This window comes from Streptomyces sp. NPDC031554 (assembly GCF_055580685.1).
Genome location: NZ_JBVIKX010000001.1, coordinates 919,908 through 934,911 on the forward strand (window position 1 = coordinate 919,908; position 15,004 = coordinate 934,911).

A 15,004-nucleotide genomic window follows, 5' to 3' on the forward strand; every position below is an offset into this window, starting at 1 on the left:
GTCGTAACGGGCGAACCATCGTGGTGTCGCTCAATATACGTTTATGTACTTTTTCGTACGAAGGAGTGCCCTGTGACACGGTGCTTCGACACCCCGCTCCCCCCTCCCGCGGAACGCCGACGCCTGCGCGAGAAGGGCTCGCTGACACAGGCTCAGCTCGCGACGCGGCTGGGGGTCGGCCGGGAGACGGTGCGCGCGTGGGAGACCGGCCGCTCCACTCCGAGCGGCCGCAGGAGGGAGTCGTACGCGAAGCTGCTGGCCGCGCTGGCGGGTGCCCCGTCGGCGGAGGTGACGGACCCCCTGAGGACACGGCCCGCGACCGGGCTGACGGCCGGTCCGGACACGGCCGGTCCGGACACGCCCGGAAAGGCCCCCGCATCCGCATCCGCACCCGCCCCCGTCCCCGCGGTCGCCCCGCCGTCGCCCCTCTCCCCTGCCCTGACTCCCGATCAGGCCTTCGACGCCCTGTACGCGTTCTGCGCCCCGGCCCTCGTCCGTCAGGCCTACCTCCTCACCGGCCGCCGCGAACTGGCCCGCGAGTCGGTCGAGCAGGCCTTCCAGACCGCCTGGCAGCGCTGGCCGGAGGTGGCCGTCGACCCCGACCCGCCGAGCTGGATCCGTGCGACGGCGTACGAGTACGCGCTGTCCCCCTGGCACCGGTTCCGCCCCCGCCACCGCCACCCCGAACCACCTCCGTCCGCCGCCGGTGACCGCGCCCTGCTCGACGTCCTCCTGACGCTCCCGCCGTCCTACCGCCGCACCCTCCTGCTGTACGACGGGGTCGGCCTGGGACTGCCGGAGACCGCGGCGGAGACGGAGGCCAGTACACCGGCGGCGGCGAACCGCCTGCTGCACGCCCGCGCCGCGGTCGCCGCCCGGCTGCCGGAGCTGGCGGAACCGCGCGAGCTGCACCGTCGTCTGGCGGAGGCGGCGTCGACGGAACGCCTGCGCGCCGCCAAGCCCCCGGCGGTACGGATCGGCAGCGAACGCCGGGCCCGGTTCTGGACCAGGGCGGCGATCGCGATCACGGTGGCGGTCATCGGCGCGACGGCCCTCACCCTGAGAACGGCGCCCACCCGCTACGAACCCCCGGTCCCGCCCGGCGAGACGGTCCTCGGCGTCCCCCCGAGGACGGCTCCCGGACCTCTGTCGACCGCGGAACTGACACTGCGGGCCAAACTCCGGGCGGAAGCGGCGAACGGCCCGGAGCGACTCCTGCCGGAGACCCGCTGACGCGCCGGCCGCGGCCCGCGCACCGTCCCCGGACACACCGGTGGGCCCGTCCCCCACGAGGGGACGGGCCCACTGACGTTCAGCCGGGGGGAGCCGTTCAGCCGGCCAGGATCTCCCGGGCCAGCTTCGCCGTCTCGGTCGGCGTCTTGCCGACCTTGACGCCGGCGGCCTCGAGGGCCTCCTTCTTCGCGGCGGCCGTACCGGAGGAGCCGGAGACGATGGCGCCGGCGTGGCCCATGGTCTTGCCCTCGGGCGCGGTGAAGCCCGCGACGTAGCCGACGACCGGCTTGGTCACGTTCTCCTTGATGAAGGCCGCGGCCCGCTCCTCCGCGTCGCCGCCGATCTCACCGATCATGACGATCAGGTCGGTGTCGGGGTCGGCCTCGAACGCGGCGAGCGCGTCGATGTGCGTGGTGCCGATGACCGGGTCGCCACCGATGCCGACGGCGGACGAGAAGCCGATGTCGCGCAGCTCGTACATCATCTGGTACGTCAGCGTGCCGGACTTCGAGACCAGGCCGATACGGCCCGGCTTCGTGATGTCGCCCGGGATGATGCCGGCGTTCGACTGGCCCGGCGTGATGAGACCGGGGCAGTTCGGGCCGATGATCCGGGTCTTGTTGCCCTTCGAGCCCGCGTACGCGTAGAACGCGGCGGTGTCGTGGACGGCGATGCCCTCGGTGATGACGACCGCGAGGGGGATCTCGGCGTCGATCGCCTCGATGACGGCGGCCTTGGAGAAGGCCGGCGGCACGAAGAGGACGGACACGTTGGCGCCCGTCTTCTCCATCGCCTCGGCGACCGTGCCGAAGACCGGGATCTCGTTGCCGTCGATGTCGACCGACTGACCCGCCTTGCGGGGGTTCACGCCGCCGACGATGTTGGTGCCGTCCGCCAGCATGAGCTTGGTGTGCTTCATGCCCGTGGCACCGGTCATGCCCTGGACGATGACCTTGCTGTCCTTGTCGAGGAAGATAGCCATGGCTGTGTCTGTCCCTCTTCCTTACTTCGCAGCCGCGAGCTCGGCGGCCTTGTCGGCCGCGCCGTCCATGGTGTCCACGCGCTGGACCAGCGGGTGGTTGGCGTCGGAGAGGATCTTGCGACCCAGCTCGGCGTTGTTGCCGTCGAGGCGGACGACGAGGGGCTTGGTGACTTCCTCGCCCTTGTCCTTGAGCAGCTGGAGCGCCTGCACGATGCCGTTGGCGACCTCGTCGCAGGCGGTGATGCCGCCGAAGACGTTGACGAAGACGGACTTGACGTCCGGGTCGCCGAGGATGATCTCCAGGCCGTTCGCCATGACGGCGGCGGAGGCGCCACCGCCGATGTCGAGGAAGTTGGCGGGCTTGACGCCGCCGTGGGCCTCACCGGCGTACGCGACGACGTCGAGGGTGCTCATGACGAGACCCGCGCCGTTGCCGATGATGCCGACCTCACCGTCGAGCTTGACGTAGTTGAGGTTCTTCTCCTTGGCCGCGGCCTCGAGGGGGTTGGCCGCGGCGTGGTCGACGAGCGCCTCGTGGTCGGGGTGGCGGAAGTCCGCGTTCTCGTCCAGGGAGACCTTGCCGTCGAGGGCGATGACGTCGCCGGAGGCGACCTTCGCCAGCGGGTTGACCTCGACGAGGAGGGCGTCCTCCTCGATGAAGGTCTTCCACAGCGTCACGAGGACGTCGGCGACCTTGTCCGCGACCTCGGCCGGGAACTTCGCGGCCGCGACGATCTCGCGGGCCTTCTCGGGGGTCACACCCTCGTTGGCGTCGATCGGGGTCTTCGCGACGGCCTCGGGGCGGGTGGCCGCCACCTCCTCGATCTCCATGCCGCCCTCGACGGACGCGATGGAGAGGAAGGTCCGGTTGGTGCGGTCCAGGAGGAAGGAGACGTAGTACTCCTCCAGGATCTCCGGGGCCGTCTCGGCGATCATCACCTTGTGGACCGTGTGGCCCTTGATGTCCATGCCGAGGATGTCCGTCGCGCGGGCGACGGCCTCGTCCGGGGTGGCGGCGAGCTTGACGCCACCGGCCTTGCCGCGGCCGCCGACCTTCACCTGGGCCTTGACTACGGACTTGCCACCGAGACGCTCGGTGGCTGCGCGGGCCGCCTCAGGCGTGTCGATGACTTCACCGGCCAGCACCGGTACATCGTGCTTGGCGAAGAGGTCCCTCGCCTGGTACTCGAACAGGTCCACGCGCTTCCGTCCCTATCAGTGATCTCGCGGTTCGTTGTCTGCGTGGGCGTGCCGCGAGGGCAACGTGACGTCCGCCGTCTGTCAGTCACAAGGGAGGCGCACACGGTGTCCGAGCGCGCGGCATGTCCGTCTCGCAGGTTATCCCTGCTTGCCGGAGGCCCCTAAATCGAGGGTCACACCTGAGCGGTGATACCTGTCACATGATGCCGACATCACCGGCACGCCGTGCCGCCTGTGAGGGGGCGGTGCGCGGCGGGGGACGGCGTCCGGGAGGGGTCTCACCGGGCTGGGGTTGGCCCGGTGAGACCCGTGGAGCAGCCCCGGAGGGCTCGGGGCGGGTCGTCCCCACCCCAATGGGGACGACCCGGCCCCGTTCCGCGGGGGCGGGGCCGGGACGACCGACGGTTTCGGCCGTCCGGGTCCCGCCTCCCGCGGAGCCGGTGCCCCGCCGGCGCGCGGCCGACGGGGGAGGGTGCGGGGCCCGCGGGGCGCGGTGCGCACGGGTGCATCCGTCATATGCGCGGGCCGGGGGATCAGCCGCGGCGGGTCCGGGCGGTGTACCGCACCCGGGCGGGACGACCGCGTCGGCGGCCGCCGCGCCACTGAGGCGCCGGGGCGCGCCCGGCAGCCGGCCGTACCGTCCGTACCGGCTGGGCCGTCCGGGTGGCCGGACCGTCCGGGTCAGCCGGATCGTCCGGGTCGACCGGGGCGGACGCCGGAGGGCGGCCCGGGCGTGGACTCCCCACGCGCACGGGGCGGCGGGGGCCGTCGGATCTCCGGCGCGCCGGTCAGCCGTACGGGTGACGGTGCGGGCGATGCGGGCGGTGCGGGCGGCCCGTCCTAGCCGGGGAGGACGAGGACGTCCCGGTGCCTTTCCGCGGCCCCGGCCACGTCCGCGTGCGCGGCACCGCCGGGTACCAGCGGCAGCGGCACCCGCTGCCGCGGTGTCACGGCGTGCGTGTCGCCGTACCGCGACACGCCGCCGTCGAGCTGTGACGCGCTGCCCAGCACGCCGTCGGGCTCTCCGGCGGGCGCTCGCCCCGCGGGCGCGGGCGGTCCGGTCCGCCCGGTACGGCCGCGCGCTCCACCGTGTGCCGCCGTTCCGCCCGGGGCCTCGCGCACGACGGCCCGGGGGCCGTACGACGGCCGCGGCACCGCCGGGGCGACGGTCCCGGGGTCCGGTCCGGGGCCCGACGCCGGACGGCCCGACACCGGACGGCCCGACACCGGGAGGTCCGCCGACGGCAGGTCCGGGGCCAGGAGGTCCGGCGACCCGGGGGCGGACGCCGGCGGGACGGGCACCGGCGGGGAGGGCAGGGAGGACGCGTCCGACGGCCCGGGGAAGACACCCGGCGGGGGCGGCGTCGGCAGTCCGGGGACGTCCGGGAACGACACCGTGGGCGCCGCCTCCGTCACCGCCGCCGCCAACCGCTCGCTCACGCCTTCCAGCACTTCACCGACCGGCTTCACGACCCGCTCCAGGGCCGGAAGCACGGGGTCCGCCGGAGCGGCCGGGGCCGCCGACGCCTCTTCGGCCGGGGCCGGGGCCGGGGCCGGGGCGGAAGGCATGGGAGGTGCGGGAGGTACGGATCCGGGACCGGCTGCCGGTCCGGGACCGGAGACGGAGCGCGGTGGGGTCGGTTCGGTCACGGCCTTCGACAGCGAGGCGACCACCGCCTTCGCCGTGGACGCCGACGCCGGCGGAGGCGACGCGGTGAGAACCGGCGCGGTGAGAGCCGGTGCGGTGAGAACCGGCGCGGTGAGAGCCGGTGGCGTGACCGGCGGTGCTCCGTCCGCCGCCCGCGCCTGCCCTCCGAGGAGGAGTCCGAGCGCGAACAACCCGCCCAGCAGCAGCACACCGCGCAGCGCGAGGCCGGCGGCGACTGCGGGCGGGCTGGCGGGGCGGGCCAAGGGGGAGGAACCTCCCGTGCGACGAAACGAGGCGTTCGATCCTCGCACGGGGGCCCCGAGGGTGCGCAAGCCCTCTGTTACCGATGGGTAGTCATGTCCCGTTTGCCGCACCGGCGTCCAGGTCCGGGACGGGAAGCGGGCGTTTCTCGATCGCCGCCGCCATCACGTCCGGGAACAGGTCGGGCGTACAGGCGAAGGCGGGCGCGCCCAGTGCCGCCAGGGCGGCGGCGTGCTCCCGGTCGTAGGCGGGCGCTCCGTCGTCGGAGAGGGCGAGCAGGGCGACGAACTGCACCCCCGACGCCTTCATCGCCGCCACCCGCTTCAGCATCTCGTCGCGTATGCCTCCCTCGTAGAGGTCGCTGATGAGCACCACCACCGTCTCGGCGGGGCGGGTGATCTGCGACTGGCAGTGGGCGAGCGCCCGGTTGATGTCCGTGCCGCCGCCGAGCCGGGTGCCGAAGAGGACGTCCACGGGGTCGCCGAGCTGGTCGGTGAGGTCGACGACCGCCGTGTCGAAGACGACGAGCCGGGTGCTGATCGACCGCATCGACGCCAGCACCGCACCGAACACCGAGGCGAAGACGACCGAGGCGGCCATGGACCCCGACTGGTCGACGCAGAGGATCACCTCCTTCCGCACGGACGGCGAGGACCGCCCGTGACCGACGAGCCGCTGGGGCACGACCGTGCCGTACTCGGGCAGGTAGTGCTTGAGGTTGGCGGCGATCGTGCGGTTCCAGTCGATGTCGTGGTGGCGGGGCCGGGCGACCCGGGCGCCGCGGTCGAGCGCGCCGGTGAGGGTGGCACGGGTGCGGCCGGCGAGCCGTCTCTCCAGGTCCTCGACGACCTTGCGCACGACGGCCCGCGCCGTTTCCCTCGTCGTCTCCGGCATCGCCTTGTCTAGCGAGAGGAGGGTGCCGACGAGGTGCACGTCCGGCTCCACCGCCTCCAGCGTCTCCGGTTCCAGCAGCAGCGCGGCCAGACCGAGCCGCTCGATGGCGTCGCGCTGCATGACCTGGACGACGGAGGAGGGGAAGTACGTCCGGATGTCCCCCAGCCAGCGCGCCACCGACGGCGCCGACGCCCCGAGCCCGGCCGAACGGTCCCGCCCCGTCCGCGCCCCGTCCCCCTTGCCGTAGAGCGCGGCGAGTGCGGCGTCCATGGCCGCGTCCCGCCCGGACGGTTCCTGCCCGGTGCCGTCCGCCTCCCCGCCCCCGAGCACGAGCCGCCAACGCCGCAGCCGCTCCCGCACGGGGTCCGTCTCCCTCGTCCCGGAGGTCATGTCCTCACTCCTGCCGGATGGTGGCCGTCGTCCCGCTGTGTGTCGCCGTCGTGTCGGGTGTCGCCGTCGTGTCGGCTGTCGTCGTCCCGTCGGGTGTCGTCCTCCCGTCGGCTGCCGTCCTCCCGCCGCGTCCCGTCCTGTCCCAGCAGCAGCCGCACCACGGGGAGGACGGCGTCCGCGCGTCCCGCGTCGGCCTCGTCCGCGAACCCGGCGGTCCCGAAGCCCGTCCGCACCACGGTCCCCCTCTCCCCGGGCCCCCTGCGCACCAGTTCCCCGAGCGTCCGGCGCACCCCCGTCCCGTACGCCGAGAACGTCCGCCGCAGCAGCGGCAGCACGTCAGTGAACGCCTCCGCCGACACCGCCGACAGCCAGCCGTCGACCAGGCCGAGCAGCCGCTCGTCGTGCACGAGGAGCAGTCCGCCGCCGGCCCCGCCCCCGACGAAGCCCTCGATCCAGGCGGCCGCGTCCGCCGGTGGCGTCCCCGGCGACAGCGCGAGCCCCATCAGCCGCGCCGCCTCGTCCGCCGCCAGCTCCCCGTCGTCCAGCAGCAGCCGTACGGCGCGCCCCCGCACGACCCCCGCCACGCCGCGCCGTCCGGACAGCAGTCGCAGGACGTCCCGCCAGCGGTCCCGGAGCCGGCCGTGCGGCGGAACCCGTTCCGCCACGGCCTCCTCCAGCAGCCCCACCGCACCGTGGACCGCGTCCACATGGGCGCGCATCTCCTCGGCCGCGTCGGCGTCGAGCGCGGCGCACGCCGACGGCAGGCCGACGAAGATCCGCTCGGCGAGCCCCATCGCGACGTCAGTGAGGGCGCCGGTGCCGGTGCCGCGCACGTCGCCGTAGCGCAGGGAGCGGGCCAGGGCGGGGAGTGCCCGGGCGAGACGGCCGACGTCCGTGTCCAGGGCCGCCCGGTCGGCGACGGCCCGCATCACCGCCGGCAGGGCGTCCGGCAGCCCGGCCGGCAGGCAGTGCTCCGCGAGGGCGGTCGCCTCGGCGAGGTCCCGCGCCGCGAGGGCGTCCGCCTCCACCTTGGCGGTGGCGGCGGCCGGTACGGTCGTCCCCCACACCCCGGCCTCGGCGACCCGTACGGACAGCTCGGGCTGCCAGCGCAGCCGCCAGGTCTCGCGGAACGTGCCCGTGCCGCCCCGCGAGACCGCCGGCTCGCCCCAGTCCACCCGCAGCAGGCGCAGCCGGTGCAACAGCCTGCTGCGCTCGGCGTCGGTCTCCTTGCGCAGGTCCAGTTCCAGCTCACGCTCGGCCGCCTCCGGCCTGAGCCGCAGCCGGCGCAGGCACCGGTCGAGGTCGCGCTGCAGGGGCACCGCGGGCGCGGTGGCGGGGACCTCCCCCATGACGTCCCCGACGACCAGCCGGTCCTCGATCAGCGCCAGCGGTACGTCCGACCCCTCGCACAGCACCGCCCGCACGGCGTCGGTGGTCTCGCCCAGTCCGGGCAGCGGGCGACCGCGCAGCGCGGCGAGCGTCTCGGCCAGCCGGACCGCCTCGACGACGTGTGCCGGGGAGACGACACGGTCCTCCTCCCGCAGCAGGCCGGCCACCTTGGCCAGCCACCGCTCCACCGGCCGGTCGGGGGCGGCGAACAGGTGCGCGTACCAGCCCGGCGCGTCGACTCCGGCGCCGTATCCCCCGGCCCGCGCCAGTCTGCGGTGGGTCCACGGCACCCAGGTCAGGTCGGTCCTGATCTTCGGCAGCCCCTTCAGCAGCGCCCGGTCGGCGGTGAGCGCCGTGGTCCGCCGGAGCGCGGGCACGTGCCACGCCCCGCACACCACCGCCACGGATCCGTCCCCGAACTCCTTCAGCGCCGCCCGCAGCCGGAGCCGCATGTACGCCTCCCGCACGAGGTCCCGCTCGGTGCCCGCGACGCCGTTCTCGTCCCGCAGGACCGTCATGGCCTCCTCGATCGCGGCGAAGGGCGCCAGCGGGTCGCGGCGCCCCGCCCCCCGGTGCTCGACGACGTCCTCCCACCAGCGCTCGGGGTCGTCGTAGCCGGCGGCGTCGGCGAGCACGGCGATCGGGTCCACGCGGAGGCCGTCGCCCGGTGGCTCCGCCCCGGGCTTCGGGTCCCCGGGCGCCGGGTCCCCGGGCCCGGTGCCGTCGGACTCCGTGTCCTCCGGGTCCGGGCGTTCCGGGTCCGGGGGCTCCGGGCCCTCGGGGTCCGGGTCCGGGTCCGGGTTCCGCTGCCAGGCCAGGGTGTGGGCGGCCGGCAGGTCGACGAAGCGGGCCGGGACGCCGTGTTCCACGGCCCAGCGGAGCGCGACCCACTCCGGGGAGAACTCGGCCATCGGCCAGAACGCCGACCGTCCGGGCTCGTCCACGGCGTGCGCGAGGAGGGCGACCGGGGGCCGCAGGTCCTCGTCCGCGGCCAGCGGGACCAGCGCGTCGGCCTCGGGCGGTCCCTCGATGAGCACGGCCCGCGGCCGGGCGGCGTCCAGCGCCCTGCGGACGGCCCGCGCCGACCCCGGCCCGTGGTGGCGCACCCCGAGCAGCAGGGCCCGGCCCGGACCTGCCGCGGACCGTCCGCCCGGCTCCGCCCCGCCGGCCCGGACGCGCCGTTCCCCGTCCTCCCGCGCCCCGGACGCCCCGTCACCGTCCGCCCCGTCACCGTCCGCCCCGTCACCGTCCGGCTCCCGTAACCGGCCCCCGGCACCGGCCGTCCCCCCGGAGGTCCGGCCGTCGGTGGACCGGCCATCGGTAGACCGGCCGTCGGTGGTCCCGCCCTCCGCTCCTCCCGGCCGCCGGTCCCCCTGCCCTCCCTCCCGGGCGCCCAGCGCCGTCCGGCCGTCCTCGGTCGTCTCACCGTCCGGCATCCCGGCCCCTCCCCCGTGGTTCCCCGTCCGGCCGTCGTCCCCCGGCGCCTCGCCCGGCCGTGCCCGCCCGCGCCCGTCCGCTCCCCGCCGGAACGCCGCCCCCGACGGCGTCCCCGGGCCCGCTCACGCGGTCACCTCCCGGCACGCCCGGTAGAAGTCCGCCCAGCCGTCCCGCTCGCGGACGACCGCCTCCAGGTACTCCCGCCACACCACCCGGTCGGCGGCCGGGTCGCGGACGACGGCACCGAGGAGGCCCGCGGCGACGTCGGCCGGGCGCAGGACGCCGTCGCCGAAGTGGGTGGCCAGCGCGAGACCGTTGGTCACCACGGAGATCGCCTCCGCGGGCGACAGGGTGCCGCTCGGCGACTTCACCTTCGTACGGCCGTCGGAGGTGATCCCGTCGCGCAGTTCGCGGAAGACGGTCACCACGCGGCGGATCTCGTCGATGCCGTCGGGGCCGGCCGGCAGGTCGAGGGAACGGCCGATCTGGGCGACGCGCCGCGCGACGATGTCGACCTCGGCCTCGACGCTCTCCGGCAGCGGCAGCACCACCGTGTTGAAACGGCGGCGCAGGGCGCTGGACAGCTCGTTGACCCCCCGGTCGCGGTCGTTGGCCGTGGCGATCAGGCTGAAGCCGCGCACCGCCTGCACCTCCTGCCCCAGCTCCGGTATCGGCAGCGTCTTCTCCGACAGGACGGTGATGAGGCTGTCCTGCACGTCGGCCGGGATGCGGGTGAGTTCCTCCACCCGTGCCGTCATGCCCTCCGCCATGGCCCGCATGACGGGGCTGGGCACCAGCGCGGCCCGGCTGGGGCCGTGGGCGAGCAGCTGCGCGTAGTTCCAGCCGTAGCGGATCGCCTCCTCCGGGGTGCCCGCCGTGCCCTGCACCAGCAGGGTCGAGTCACCGCTGACGGCGGCGGCCAGGTGCTCGGAGACCCAGGTCTTGGCGGTGCCGGGCACACCGAGCAGGAGAAGGGCGCGGTCGGTGGCGAGCGTGGTGACGGCGACCTCGACGACACGGCGCGGGCCCACGTACTTCGGTGTGATCACGGTGCCGTCCGGCAGGGTGCCGCCGAGCAGATAGGTGGCGGCCGCCCACGGCGAGAGCTTCCAGCGGGCGGGGCGCGGACGGTCGTCCTGAGCGGCCAGCGCCGCGAGTTCATGGGCGAAGGCGACCTCGGCGTGCGGCCTCAGGACCTCCTGCCCGGGCGTTCCGTTCGCGGGCGCGCAGTGGTCGTGGCGTGGTTCGGCGGACGTCGGTCCAGCGCTGACTGCCATGGCTAGGCCCCCTCCAGCTCGGCCGGTTCGGATCTGGTGCCCACCTTGCACCACCCCACTGACAATCCCTCCGACCTGCGCGAACACCTCCGCGAGGGCTTTCACGGGGCCTTCGCGGGACCGATTGTCAGTGGGGGGATCTACCTTCGACGACATGACACAGCAGGGGGTGCGCTGGACCGTGGACCAGGTGCTGGCACTGGCGCCTGACGCCGGGTCACGCACAGCGGGAGGCGAACTCGGCGCGGCCGGTTCGTGGTCCGGGACGGGGTGTTCCGGCGAGGGGGCGGTGTGGGGGCTGTGCGGTGGTGGCGGCGGCGCCCCGTACCGGACGGTCGTCGACGTCGGGGACCCGGCCGGGCCCGCGTACGGATGCAGTTGTCCGAGCCGGAAGTCCCCGTGCGCACACGCGCTGGGCCTGTTGCTGCTCTGGTCGGAGGACGGGGAGGCGGTGCCGGCCGGGGCGGAGGAGCGGGCGCCGGACTGGGTGCGGTCCTGGCTCTCGGGGCGGCGGGGACACGCGCGGGAGGAACGGGGGGAGGCCGCGCGCGGTTCGGGAGCGGGCCCCGCCGATCCGGAGGCGGCCCGTCGCAGGGCCGAGCGCCGCGCCGCGCGCGTCACCGCGGGGGCCACGGAGCTGGAGCGACGCCTCGCCGACCTCCTGCGTTCCGGCCTGGCCACGGCCGAGCAGGCGGGGTACGGGCTGTGGGAGGAGACGGCGGCCCGGATGGTCGACGCCCAGGCTCCCGGACTCGCGTCGCGCATACGGGAGTTGGGGGCGATCTCCTCGTCCGGGACCGGCTGGCCGGGGCGGCTGCTGGAGGAGTGCGCGCTGCTCCACCTCCTCGACCAGGGCTGGCTGCGCCGCGACCGGCTGCCGGAGGCCCTGGCGGCGACGGTCCGCACCCGTGTCGGTCTCACCAGGCCGCCGGACGGACCCCCGCTGCGCGACGACTGGCTGGTCCTCGCCCAGTACGACCTCCAGGAACCGAAACTGACGACCCGCCGCATCTGGCTGTACGGCACCACGTCGGGCCGCACCACGCTCCTCCTCTCCTACGGGGCCGCCGGCCGCGCACCCGACCTCTCACTGCCGGTGGGTCTGGCCCTGGACGCGGAGACGTCCGCGTATGCGGGCACCGGGCAGCGGCGGGGCGCCCTGGGTGAGCAGTTCTCGCCGCCCGTGCCCACGGCGGTCCGGCCGGCCGGGGTGACCACGGCGGAAGCCGCCGCCCGCTACGGCTCGGCGCTGCGGGACGATCCCTGGCTGGACTCCGTGCCGGTGACCCTGGACGCCGTCGTCCCCACACCGGACGGAGCCTCCTGGCAGCTGGCGGACGCCGACGGCGGCACGGCGCTGCCGCTCGCCCCGGCGGCGACGGCCCGGCCCGGGTTGTGGCGGCTGGTCGCCCTCTCGGGAGGTGCTCCCGTCACGGTCTTCGGTGAGTGCGGCCACCGCGGTTTCACGCCCCTGACCGCCTGGCCGCCGGGCCCGGGAAGGGCGGTCCACCTGTGCTGATCCCCTGACGCCCCGCCCGGTCCCGCGGCGGGACCGGGCACCCGAACCCGGCCGTGCCCGCCCCGTCACCCGCGCCGCCCCGTCGCCCGCCCCGCCCCGTCACCGGCCTCGGCCGGCCGCCCGGCCCCACCGGCCGCCTCGACCCGCCACCGCGTCCGGCCACCGCGTCCGACCCGGAAGTCCCCGGCCGCGTCACGCCCCGCCGTCCGACTCGGTGAGTCAAGAAGGGAACCGCATGACCGGCACCGCACCGGCCTCCTGGGACGACCTCGTCGCCACGGCCCTGCTCGGGACGGATCGGCGTACGCCGCCGGGCGCGGCGCCCGGCCGCTCCGCGCCCGCGGCGCTGCTGGACGCGGCGGCGACCGAGACCCTGCGGCGCCGGGCCGGACTGCGGCCGGGGCGCGCGGCACCGCGCCCCGAGCCGGCCCCCGGGGACCCGCGTCCTGCGCTGCCCGCCGCCGCGGCCCGCAGGCTGGCCCGCCTGCTGGCCGACCGCCCCGGCGGCGGAGGCGGCCGCAGGGGTACGGCACCGGACCTGATGGAGCTGCTGCCCCAGTGGCTGGCGGCCGCCAACGCCCGTGGCTTCGCCCCTCCCCCCGAGACGCTGCCCGCCCTGCTGGACGCGGCGCGCGGCCGGACCGATCTGCGCCCGGCGGCGCTCGAGTTCGCGGGCCCGCGTGCGCTGTGGCTGGCCCGGCTCAATCCGGACTGGCGGTTCGCCCTGCGGGCGGCACCGGGCGGCGGGACGCCCCTGCCCGGCCCGGAGGAGACCGACCGGATCGCGAAGCTGTGGCAGGAGGGCCTGTTCGCCGAGCGGGTCGCCCTCCTCGCGGCGATCCGCTCCCGCGATCCCGGTGCGGCCCGCGCGCTGCTGGAGTCGACCTGGCCGACGGAGCGGGCCGAGGACCGCCTGATGTTCCTCGACTCGCTGCGCACCGGTCTCGCCCCCCGCGACGAGTCCTTCCTGGAGCGGGCGCTGGCCGACCGCAGCCGCAACGTGCGCGCCACGGCGGCGGAGCTGCTGTCGGCGCTGCCGGGGTCGGCGCTGGCCGCGCGGATGGCGGTGCGGGCCACCGCGTGCGTGGCCGTCGACCGCACGCGGGACACTCCGACGATCGTCGTGGAGGCGCCGCACGAGTGCGACGCGGCCATGGAGCGCGACGGCGTGGTGTCCAAGGCGCCGCCTGGCCGGGGCGAACGGTCCTGGTGGCTCGGCCAGTTGGTGGATTCGTCCCCGCTCTCCGCCTGGCCGGCGCGGCTGGGCGGCCGTACGCCGCGGGAGATCCTCGCGCTGCCGGTGGCCGACGACTGGGCGGGGGAACTGCACGCGGCCTGGTGCCGGGCGGCCGTACGGCAGCGGGACGCCGGCTGGTCGAGGGCGTTGCTCGGGTCCCCGTCGGCGCCGGAGGCGGGCGGGCCGGGGGCGGTCTCCCTCGCGGAGCGGGCCAAGCTGCTGGGCACCCTGCCGGCGGGCGAACGGGCGGACTGGGTGGCCGGTTTCATCGCCACGCACGGCCTGTCGGAGGCGTTCCAGCTGCTCGGGGTGTGCGCGGTGCCGTGGACGGCACCACTGGGCCGGGCGGTTCTCGACGCGCTCAACATCGCTCGGGACGCGGGGAGTTACCCGTGGAGTTTCAGCGGGGTGATGGGCCTGGCGGAACGCTGCCTCGACCCGGCGGAGGCCGCCCGGCTCGACGGCCTGCTGGCAGTTCCGGAAGAACCGGAGGACGCCTCACCCGGTGCCGGGGGCTACTGGGCGGAGGCGTTCCAGCGCCTGGGGACGACGTTGCGGTTGCGGGCCGTGATGAGCGAGGAACTGGGTCCGGTGCGATGACACCGGACCACGCCGCGGCCCCGCGCCAGGGCACCCGTACGTACGCGCGCCGCACGTCCGCGTGCCGCGCCTGCGCGCCTTTGCCCGCCCGCGGCCCGCACGTCTCCCGGACGCGCAGCTCCGCGCGCCCGCCCCGGCCGGTGCCGTCGCCCACCCGCGGGGACGCCCCGCCGGAGACCGGGTGCGGCCCGGAGGACCGGGTGCGGCCCGTCCGCACGTCGCGCGCTGCCCGTCAGGGGCGGCCGGGCGGCCCGAGCGGACACGCTCGACGAGCAACCGCCTGCCATGAACGGTCAGCCGGGCATGACGGTGGGACATGAAGACCTCCGTGCGGTGCAGTCCTAGACAGCTCCACCACACCGGAGGTCTTCGCCGTTCAGCAACCCGAGCGCCGAGTGTCGACAACGCTCGTGATCAATACACCTAGGCCCCCGCCGGCTGGCGTACGTTCGCCCGCACCCAGTCCACGATCGACGCCGTGGTCGCGCCGGGCGTGAAGATCTCCGCGACGCCCTTCTCCTTCAGCGGCGCGATGTCCGCCTCAGGGATGATCCCCCCGCCGAAGACCAGGATGTCCGCCGCGTCCCGCTCCCCGAGGAGCTCGATCACGGCGGCGAAGAGCGTGTTGTGCGCCCCGGAGAGGATGGACAGACCGATCGCGTCGGCGTCCTCCTGGATCGCGGTGTCGACGATCTGTTCGGGGGTCTGGTGGAGGCCCGTGTAGATGACCTCCATACCGGCGTCGCGCAGCGCACGCGCGATCACCTTGGCCCCGCGATCGTGGCCGTCGAGCCCCGGCTTGGCCACCACCACGCGGATCGGACCGGCTGCCACACCCATCACTGCCTCCATGAAGCGACTACATCCATCCGTACCGATTCCCTGCGTACCGAGAGGTACCACCACACCGGCCGGGGAAGTGAACGAACGTTATCCC

Annotated in this window: 10 protein-coding genes; 3 read left to right on the forward strand and 7 right to left on the reverse strand. The window is 75.4% G+C overall.

What is annotated here, in order from left to right; all coding sequences use genetic code 11:
• Nucleotides 1–72 precede the first annotated feature (72 nt).
• Nucleotides 73–1,233: a helix-turn-helix domain-containing protein gene (locus ACZ5FU_RS04035; protein ID WP_451775118.1), complete on the forward strand. Its 1,161-nt coding sequence runs from the start codon at nucleotides 73–75 to the stop codon at nucleotides 1,231–1,233.
• Nucleotides 1,234–1,330: 97 nt separating this feature from the next.
• On the opposite strand, the gene sucD is transcribed toward ACZ5FU_RS04035, so the two are convergent.
• The 6 genes from sucD to ACZ5FU_RS04065 form a co-directional block, all read right to left on the reverse strand.
• On the reverse strand, nucleotides 1,331–2,215 hold the full coding sequence (sucD, locus tag ACZ5FU_RS04040; RefSeq protein WP_451525190.1) for a succinate--CoA ligase subunit alpha: 885 nt from the start codon (nucleotides 2,213–2,215) through the stop codon (nucleotides 1,331–1,333).
• 21 nt (nucleotides 2,216–2,236) lie between these two features.
• Entirely contained in the window at nucleotides 2,237–3,415 is a 1,179-nt protein-coding gene (gene sucC / locus ACZ5FU_RS04045; protein ID WP_451525189.1) for an ADP-forming succinate--CoA ligase subunit beta, read from the reverse strand.
• Nucleotides 3,416–4,255: 840 nt separating this feature from the next.
• A complete protein-coding gene (locus tag ACZ5FU_RS04050; RefSeq protein ID WP_469044372.1) occupies nucleotides 4,256–4,984 on the reverse strand; it encodes a hypothetical protein in 729 nt (242 codons plus the stop codon).
• 433 nt (nucleotides 4,985–5,417) lie between these two features.
• Nucleotides 5,418–6,608 (reverse strand): VWA domain-containing protein, encoded by a 1,191-nt coding sequence (locus tag ACZ5FU_RS04055; protein WP_451525187.1) that lies wholly within the window; start codon nucleotides 6,606–6,608, stop codon nucleotides 5,418–5,420.
• Nucleotides 6,605–9,115 carry a DUF5682 family protein gene (locus tag ACZ5FU_RS04060; protein WP_469044733.1) on the reverse strand — a complete coding sequence of 837 codons (2,511 nt, stop codon included), beginning with the start codon at nucleotides 9,113–9,115 and terminating at the stop codon, nucleotides 6,605–6,607. The genes ACZ5FU_RS04055 and ACZ5FU_RS04060 overlap by 4 nt, the downstream gene beginning before the upstream one ends.
• Nucleotides 9,116–9,556: 441 nt before the next feature.
• Nucleotides 9,557–10,711 carry an ATP-binding protein gene (locus ACZ5FU_RS04065; protein ID WP_468642889.1) on the reverse strand — a complete coding sequence of 385 codons (1,155 nt, stop codon included), beginning with the start codon at nucleotides 10,709–10,711 and terminating at the stop codon, nucleotides 9,557–9,559.
• A gap of 154 nt (nucleotides 10,712–10,865) precedes the next feature.
• Here ACZ5FU_RS04065 and ACZ5FU_RS04070 point away from each other — a divergent pair, with 154 nt between their 5' ends.
• On the forward strand, nucleotides 10,866–12,230 hold the full coding sequence (locus ACZ5FU_RS04070) for an SWIM zinc finger family protein (protein ID WP_469044373.1): 1,365 nt from the start codon (nucleotides 10,866–10,868) through the stop codon (nucleotides 12,228–12,230).
• A gap of 235 nt (nucleotides 12,231–12,465) precedes the next feature.
• A complete protein-coding gene (locus tag ACZ5FU_RS04075) occupies nucleotides 12,466–14,067 on the forward strand; it encodes a DUF5691 domain-containing protein (RefSeq protein WP_469044375.1) in 1,602 nt (533 codons plus the stop codon).
• A gap of 423 nt (nucleotides 14,068–14,490) precedes the next feature.
• Here the strand turns inward: ACZ5FU_RS04075 and ACZ5FU_RS04080 are convergent, their stop codons facing one another.
• Nucleotides 14,491–14,907, reverse strand: a complete 417-nt coding sequence (locus tag ACZ5FU_RS04080; RefSeq protein WP_451525182.1) for a cobalamin B12-binding domain-containing protein — start codon at nucleotides 14,905–14,907, stop codon at nucleotides 14,491–14,493.
• Nucleotides 14,908–15,004: the final 97 nt, after the last annotated feature.